The sequence below is a fragment of the Winogradskyella sp. genome (assembly GCF_965656915.1).
In the GTDB taxonomy this organism is placed as follows: domain Bacteria; phylum Bacteroidota; class Bacteroidia; order Flavobacteriales; family Flavobacteriaceae; genus Winogradskyella.
The window spans coordinates 1-7,691 of sequence record NZ_CBFHMI010000086.1; the positions used below are offsets into that span (position 1 = coordinate 1).

General features: G+C 35.0%; 6 protein-coding genes. 2 read left to right on the forward strand and 4 right to left on the reverse strand.

Annotated features, from left to right (window positions below; genetic code table 11):
• Window positions 1-92: 92 nt before the first annotated feature.
• Window positions 93-1,439 (reverse strand): M28 family metallopeptidase, encoded by a 1,347-nt coding sequence (locus ACTG3Y_RS12940; protein ID WP_439153340.1) that lies wholly within the window; start codon window positions 1,437-1,439, stop codon window positions 93-95.
• Between the two features lie 7 nt (window positions 1,440-1,446).
• Window positions 1,447-2,592, reverse strand: coding sequence for a DUF6265 family protein (locus tag ACTG3Y_RS12945; RefSeq protein WP_439153341.1), 1,146 nt, complete (start codon window positions 2,590-2,592; stop codon window positions 1,447-1,449).
• Between the two features lie 63 nt (window positions 2,593-2,655).
• Between ACTG3Y_RS12945 and ACTG3Y_RS12950 the strand changes: the two genes are divergently transcribed.
• Window positions 2,656-3,978 (forward strand): M24 family metallopeptidase, encoded by a 1,323-nt coding sequence (locus tag ACTG3Y_RS12950; RefSeq protein ID WP_439153342.1) that lies wholly within the window; start codon window positions 2,656-2,658, stop codon window positions 3,976-3,978.
• A 15-nt stretch (window positions 3,979-3,993) separates the two neighbouring features.
• Here ACTG3Y_RS12950 and ACTG3Y_RS12955 read toward each other — a convergent pair whose 3' ends face one another.
• Window positions 3,994-5,262, reverse strand: coding sequence for a nuclear transport factor 2 family protein (locus ACTG3Y_RS12955; protein WP_439153343.1), 1,269 nt, complete (start codon window positions 5,260-5,262; stop codon window positions 3,994-3,996).
• 424 nt (window positions 5,263-5,686) lie between these two features.
• Between ACTG3Y_RS12955 and ACTG3Y_RS12960 the strand changes: the two genes are divergently transcribed.
• Window positions 5,687-6,940 carry a T9SS type A sorting domain-containing protein gene (locus tag ACTG3Y_RS12960; RefSeq protein WP_439153344.1) on the forward strand — a complete coding sequence of 418 codons (1,254 nt, stop codon included), beginning with the start codon at window positions 5,687-5,689 and terminating at the stop codon, window positions 6,938-6,940.
• A gap of 81 nt (window positions 6,941-7,021) precedes the next feature.
• On the opposite strand, the gene ACTG3Y_RS12965 is transcribed toward ACTG3Y_RS12960, so the two are convergent.
• Window positions 7,022-7,691 (reverse strand): acyl-CoA dehydrogenase family protein (locus ACTG3Y_RS12965; protein WP_439153345.1); only part of this gene is annotated, 670 nt, incomplete at its 5' end.

The window sequence follows — 7,691 nt, forward strand, 5'->3', positions numbered from 1 at the left end:
AGAGATAATTAAAAATAATTCTGGAAGTATGGACTTTAATGATTTCATTATCATATTAATTTAGTTCAAGTATATAACGAATTGAAGTCTCCTTATCGTATAATTTTATTAGGAAATACGACCACACTTTCATGACCGTCCTCTCCAACGGCTGCAACGCCAAACATAGAATTATCAATTACAATACCATCTAGTGTAAATTCTGTAACATCTCCAACATAACGGCTATCGTCCCAAGTTGGCGACGTCGTATCTCTCCAATAAATTTTGTAACCTTTGGCTCCTTCAACTTTACTCCATTGTAATCTAGCAGAAGGCTCTACAATACCGCCAATACCAACTTCTTTAGGAGCTGGTGGAGCAGAGGCGAGACTTGCCATGGTGATGGCATTGACTGCTGTCAACTTTTTGCAATATGGAAAGTTAACATGCTCAAAAGTATCTCCATAGTTGATGCCATTTTCGGTTCTAATATCTTGATGTTGCTGCGTATAATTTTCATGTGCTTCCATAATTCTGATTCCAGCAAAACCAGCATCGTTAAATGGTCGATGATGGCCTCCACGACCGAAACGGTCTAAACGATATACCATCATTGGATTCATTTCTGGCATATATGTTTTTGTGGTTTCATATACATATCGCGCTAATTGACGTGAAATTCCATCAATTTCACCACCATAAAAACGACGCGCTCTAGCTTGTCTTGCAAGTCTTTCAGGATCTGTTTCATCAGTAGTGGTAGACTCTGAAAATATTCTAAACGTACGATTATCAATAACACCATCAACACCAGAGATATTACCAATCATATCATTATTTAAAACACCAATGATGTCCCAATTATTGTCTTGTGCATATTTTGCCATACCCTGACCACCAAAAAGGCCTTGTTCTTCACCAGATAAGCCTAAATAGACAATACTACTTTCAAATTTATATTTAGACAAAACTCTTGCTGCTTCAATAGCACCAGCCATACCAGTAGCATTATCATTTGCGCCAGGTGAATCAGACGTAAAATCTGTTGGATCTGAAACTCTAGAGTCTATATCACCACTCATTATAATGTATCGGTTAGGATATTTAGTGCCACGCTGTATAGCTACGACATTAACTACCATAACATCTTTAACAATACGTTGGTTGGTACCTTTCTCTACAAGGTCTTTTTGAAAAAAGACATCTAAGCAATCATTACAATCCACAGAAATAGCATCAAATTGAGATTTTATCCAACGTCTTGCAGCGCCAATACCACGCGTATCCGAAAGCGTATCGCTTAAGGTATGTCTGGTACCAAAATCAGCTAAAGTTTTTACATCATTTTTTAAGCGTTCTTCTGAGACTGCATCAACAATGTCATAGATTTTTGGGTCGGTCTGTGCAGAAGTTGAGAATGCTAACAGAGTAATAAAAAGTGATAGTATATATTTCATAGGTGTTTTAATTTTCAAGTCTTAAAGTTCCGAAAATATTAGCATCGATCCAACCTCTATTTTTATTTTCTCCAGGTACAAAAACTGAACCGATAAAATTTTCACGATGCTCACTTGTATCATTATCGCAATAAGCTAATGCAAAACCAACCACTTTACCTGGTTGAAGTTTTATTGGAGTATTTTCTCCATCATCTGAATAGGAATCATCGAAGAGTGAAATTTTCACTTCCCAAATCGATGTATTTCCTTTGGTTACGCGCTTAGATTCAATATGTGAATTATAGAATTTTCCTTTCTTCTCAGTTGAGATGTCTACTACGTTACCATCTAAGGCCACATGATATGCAAACGCATTGTGATTATATTGATGCTTTCCACCGCTGTTATCTTCATCTATAAATATTTCTAAACAATCATCATCCCACCAAGCCTTAAGTGGATCCTCATGATTATCTACGAGTTTATCATCTTTAATTTTTGCCAAAAGATAAAGTGCCTCATGACTCCATGCCAATTTATATCTACCTTTAAAATCCTCAGCGGTGTAGGCATCACCTAACCATAACTGGTCTATAGGTAACCAAATTTTACTCGACCATATAGCATCATCTGCAATACCGTCAATGATAGGTTTAGCTTTTGCCTTTTTTACCATTATGAGGTGATTGATATGCTTGGTTAGTTCAATTTTCTTTCTATAGTTAAACTTTACGGTTTCAACTTTATCATTTTCTTTCATATCTACATAAACATTCATTTCGGTGTTCGATATCTTCTCGAAGCTCATACCTTCAAAAACCACTTTATTTTTGGTGATTTCTATTAAAGGAAAATCAACGGTTTCATCTTTGGTTTCCCAACCTTTTAAATTTGGACCGAAGTGTTTTAATTGGAGTATTAATGTGTTTTCAAGCTCTCTGATTATTTCAATTTCATAAAAGGTGACTTTACCATCGTTAATCAATTTAAAAGTGGCCATCATAGAACCACCATTAGGTTCGCTCCATATTTCTTCAGTTTGACCTCCGAAAGCTTCACCATGCCAAGTACCAGCAATCCATGCGATGTTTTCTAGTTTTGGTTCTAATCGACCATCTTGCGCAGTTAATAAACCAGCAAAAATCAGGAAGGGAATTAAAATGAATTTCATTGAGTGATAGCTTTATTTTTTCTATTTATCTGTATCTTCGTGAAGATACCATAAACTTTGAAAATGAACAACATCACTAGAATTCTATTGTTATTTTTTATTTGTACGGGCTGTGCAGAAATAACTCCAGAAACTAAAACTATAAATCCAGAAGTATATTGGGGAGAAAGTCCATGGCCAGAGATTAGAAAAGAACGTATAAATACCTTATTACCAAATGCTCTAAACAATGCTAATGTAGATTGTTGGTTGGTTATCTGTAGAGAAAACAACAATGATCCCATAGCAGATCACATTGGAGGTGAAAACGCTGCCGGTACTGCTGTGTTTCTTTTTTATAATGATGCTGAAGGTTTACATTCAAAGGTGTTTTCACCGTCAGGTGAGGCTACTGCATTAGATGATTTAGATATTCACGATGAGGTTATCAGTGTAGAACGAGGTACATCATCAGTTGCTATGGCAGTTGATTTTATAAAGACTCAAGATTTTAATAGCATAGCAGTTAATTCGTCTACCAGTAATTCTATGGCAGATGGTTTAACGTACACTCAACGTATTAATTTAGAAGATTTATTAGGTAATATATCAGATCGCTTAGTGCCATCTACAGAATTGGTTTATGAATGGTTATCTATTAAATTACCGCAAGAAGTTGAAATTTTGCGCAAGGCAGCACAATTGACAGCAGATTGGCAAATTGAAGCCTATAAACAAGTGATTCCTGGAAAATCTACAGACGCTGATATTGCTAAATTTTTAAAACAAAAAATGGCTGAATATGGAGTGACTGATGGTTGGGCACCAGATCAGAATCCAAATGTAAATTCAGGAGCTGACCGAGGACACTCACATGCTACTGATAAAGTAATAATGCCTGGTGATGTTATACAAATCGATTTTGGTATTAAAGTCTATAACCGTTGGGTAAGTGATATTCAGCGCTTTGCTTATGTTTTGAAGAAAGATGAAACTGAAGCACCTGACGATATTATGCATTACTGGGAAAGTGGTAAAGCTGGCAATAGAGCCGCATTAGCCGCGATGAAGCCTGGAGCTAAGGGAGTTGATGTGGATAGAGCACAACGTGTTCTGATGGAAAAAGCAGGTTCCGATTATGTCATGTGGAGTACGGGACATCCTGTAGGTTATGTGGCACATGATGTTGGTCCAAATTTAGGCGGTTCTCAAGCATCTCATGTAAGACCAGCTTCCGAGAAAATTATTAAAGAAGGCATGACCTTTGCTTTTGATGGGTTTCATGCCTGGACATTAGAAAATGGTGGTATCAAGACTATTTCGGTAGAGGAGATGGCAGTAGTGAAAGCTGATGGTGCCGAATATCTAATTCCACCTCAGGAAGATTTGATTTTAATTAAAAGTTAATAATTTATAGTTGTGTTATTGAATAAAAGTCACTTTAGTGATTTTACCATTTTCTACTTCGTATATAGCAACAGCGTTAAAAACTTGTCCGTTTGCGGTTACTTGTTCTTCATCAATAACCTTGTTACCAATAACAATACGTTTTTTAATAAACGCTCTTAGATCTGGTGTACGCTCAAACCATGCCGTGTAGTCTTTTCGCATTTGCTCTTGTCCTTCAGAAAGTAATTTGTTAGGATAGTTATAAAGCTTTACATCTTTGGTGTAGGTGGACATAAACGCATCAATGTATCTGGCATTATACGCATCGAGTTGTAATTGTACAATCTTTTCAGCATCTGACGGTTCAGCATTAGTTTCAGTATCAGACTCATTTGTCTTGGTGTCTATCTCATTGCTAGTCTCTATAGTTTCTTCAACTTCAATGATGTCTCCTGCAATAAGTAGTTTTGTAGACGACGGATTTATACTTAACCTTGTAATCTTGGTAATTCCGTTTTCCGCTAAATCGGCTACTTGTTTCCAATTATTATCTCTTCTCAATGTCAATTTGTAGAGTTTACTATCATTTCCTGATAAGAGTGTTTTGCTATCTAACCAGCAAATATCTTCAACACCTTCAATGGTATTTGCGATGAGTCTAATTGAACCAGTTTCAGGGTTTAGAGATTTTATTTGCCACTGTTTGTCATTTTCTTTAGATATAAAGCTAACAAGGTTTGAATTTGGTATTCTATGAAACGATCTTCCTACATTAGTTGCATATTTTCTGCTTTTTCCTGAGTTAACATTTGTGGTGTATAAATTTAACTGCTCACTTTCAATTACAGCAGAAACAACTGTGTTGTTATTAAACCAAGTGTAATAGGCTACAATCAGATCTTCTATGAGTTCATCTGATTCTCCATTACTCCAACTATATTTATATAAGCGTTGTTTACCATCTTTATCCAAACGTACGGCGGAAATATCATTTTTTTCTGGAATATTTAAAGGTGTGTACTCACCTCCTTCAGTAAAATTTAGCCAACTTTTAGCGTTATAACGCGTATCGTATTTAGATATATCTGTTTGTTCATTTCTTGTAGATGCAAATAAAATATACCTATCGTCATAGAATGCTGGTTGGTTGTCATAGCCTTGGTTGTTGGATATGTTTTTTCCGTTCTTAAGGGAAATTTTAGAGCTTTCGTTTTGAATATCGAACAAGAATATTTCGGTGTTATTCTGAGATTGAATTAATTCAAAAGACACCAATAGAAGTAATAATAAGATATATTTCATCATAAAAGTTAATAGCACTTAAATATAGCAATTCTTGGACTAATTCTTAGATGGAATTTGTTAATTGCAATTTTATCAGAAGTGTCATAAATTGATTTTTTAAAATTAAACAAGTTGTATAAGATCCTATATTCATTAAAACTACAATTTGTTACTAAAAAGACTTACATTAAAAAAAATTAAGCTAATAACTTTATACTTAAACATGATGCAAAAAATTACAATTACTTTAGTTCTAATATTCTCTATCACTTTGGGCTACTGTCAACAAACACAATATAATATTGGTTTTGAACCTTCGGATAATGATGGAGTAATTAATTATTGACGAACTTTTGAAGGACCCAATCCAATTGCTCAAATTATTGATAATCCAGATACCGATGGAGGTACAATTCCAGTAACCAAGGTATTGCAGCTAGAGGTGAATCAAAATTCAGCATGTTATGCAGGTGCTATAAATGAACAGGGTATTTTGGGTACGTGGGTTTTAGATGGAGCTGTTCTAAGTAACCTTTCTCTAAGTATGGATATTAATAGTGATTTACCTATCGGTAGAATTGGTGTTAAAATGGTTAATGCTACAGATGGAACTGTATTTGAGATTTCAGATGCACAAGGTGATTATAGTGGTGCAGGGCAGTGGCAAACCTTAACATTGAATATTTCGTCAGGAGCAAGTAGTGGTGATAATATTAATATTGATCAAATTGTAATTTTTGCTGATTGGAGATGTGATGGAACGCCACCTAGACCTTCTGACCTTACATTGTTGATAGATAATATTACTTGTGGAGCTAATAAATTAACAGATCCACCAGCACCATCATGTACAAATGGAATAGAGGATGGTGATGAAACAGGTGTTGATTGCGGTGGTTCATGTCCTAATACTTGTATTCCAGATCCTCCAACCTCTGCACCTCAATATGGTTCGTTAGGAACGGATTTGTACGTTTATAGTGATATTGTTGGTCCATCTGTATCTAATTTTATATTTACGTCTTTTGGTGGTGCAGGAGGAACTTACTCTGAAGTTGACTTAGAAATGCACAATAACATGACGGGTAAGTTATTAGATTTAGATTTCTTTGGCTCACAATGGGATCCAGTAGATGCTACTCCGTATATTTATGTTCACCTCGATTATTTTGCTACAACAGCGACTAATTTTGAGTTTTTCTTGATTGATGATTCATTGTCTGAGACCGTCTGTTGTGGGAATCCTGCTGAACCTTTTTACGCATTTGGTCCTACCGGTGATGAACCATTAGTACAAGGCCAATGGACGAGCGTTTTTATTCCACTAGCACACTATAATACATTTAATGCTGGATGGGATGGAGCTGATTTAAAGCAAACGAAATTCACAGGAAACGGAACTATTTATTTTGATAATATTTATTTCTCTACTGAGAATTCTTTAGGTGTTAATGAATTTACTTCAACAACATTTAAAGTGTTTCCAAATCCAACAAAAGATAATTGGGAAATAGTAGCTTCGGGTAATATAATAACTAAATTAGAGTTGTATGATATTCTAGGTAAGAACATAAAGTCTATTGCAGTAAATACCATCAATGTCTCAATAGATGCTAAAGATTTAGAAATAGGAGTTTATTTTGCAAAGGTTTATTCTGGAAATGAAGTTAAAGTTATTCGTTTAGTAAAAGACTAATTATAAAGGTTTATAAAACAAGTAAAAAGCCAATTCAAACTAATGAATTGGCTTTTTTTCTATTTCTAACTTAATCTATTTTTAAAAACAGTACTTATTCTCTGCTTTTACTTTTTCAGCAATCTCAATACGTAAATCCACGATATCTGGATAATTTGTGTATTTTGTAAATCGTTTAAGACCCATTAGCATCATACGTTGCTCATCGCCTTCTGCAAAAGAAATTATACTTTCTTTTCCTTTTTCCTCAACGATATCAACAGCATGATATAGATATAGTTTTGCCATTGCGATTTGTGCAGATTGTGCTTCTTTACCAAAACGCTTTGCATTTTTCTCTGTTCTTAAAATTGCTGATTCTGCCATGTAGATTTCAATTAATATATCTGCAGCTGCAATTAATAATTGTTGGTGTTTTTCGAGATCTGGTCCAAATTTTTGAACTGCTCCACCAGCAACCATTAAGAAGGTTTTCTTTAACTTCTTAATCATTTCTTTTTCTTCCGAAAACAATTCAGAATAATCTGGTGTGTCAAACGACGGAATTCCCATTAATTCTTCCTGAACGGCTTGTGCTGGACCTAATAAATCAACATGACCTTTCATGGCTTTCTTCACTAACATACCAACAGATAACATTCTGTTGATTTCGTTAGTTCCTTCATAAATACGAGCGATACGCGCATCTCTCCAAGCGGCTTCCATTGGTGTTTCTTCAGAGAAGCCCATTCCACCAAAAATCTGAATACCT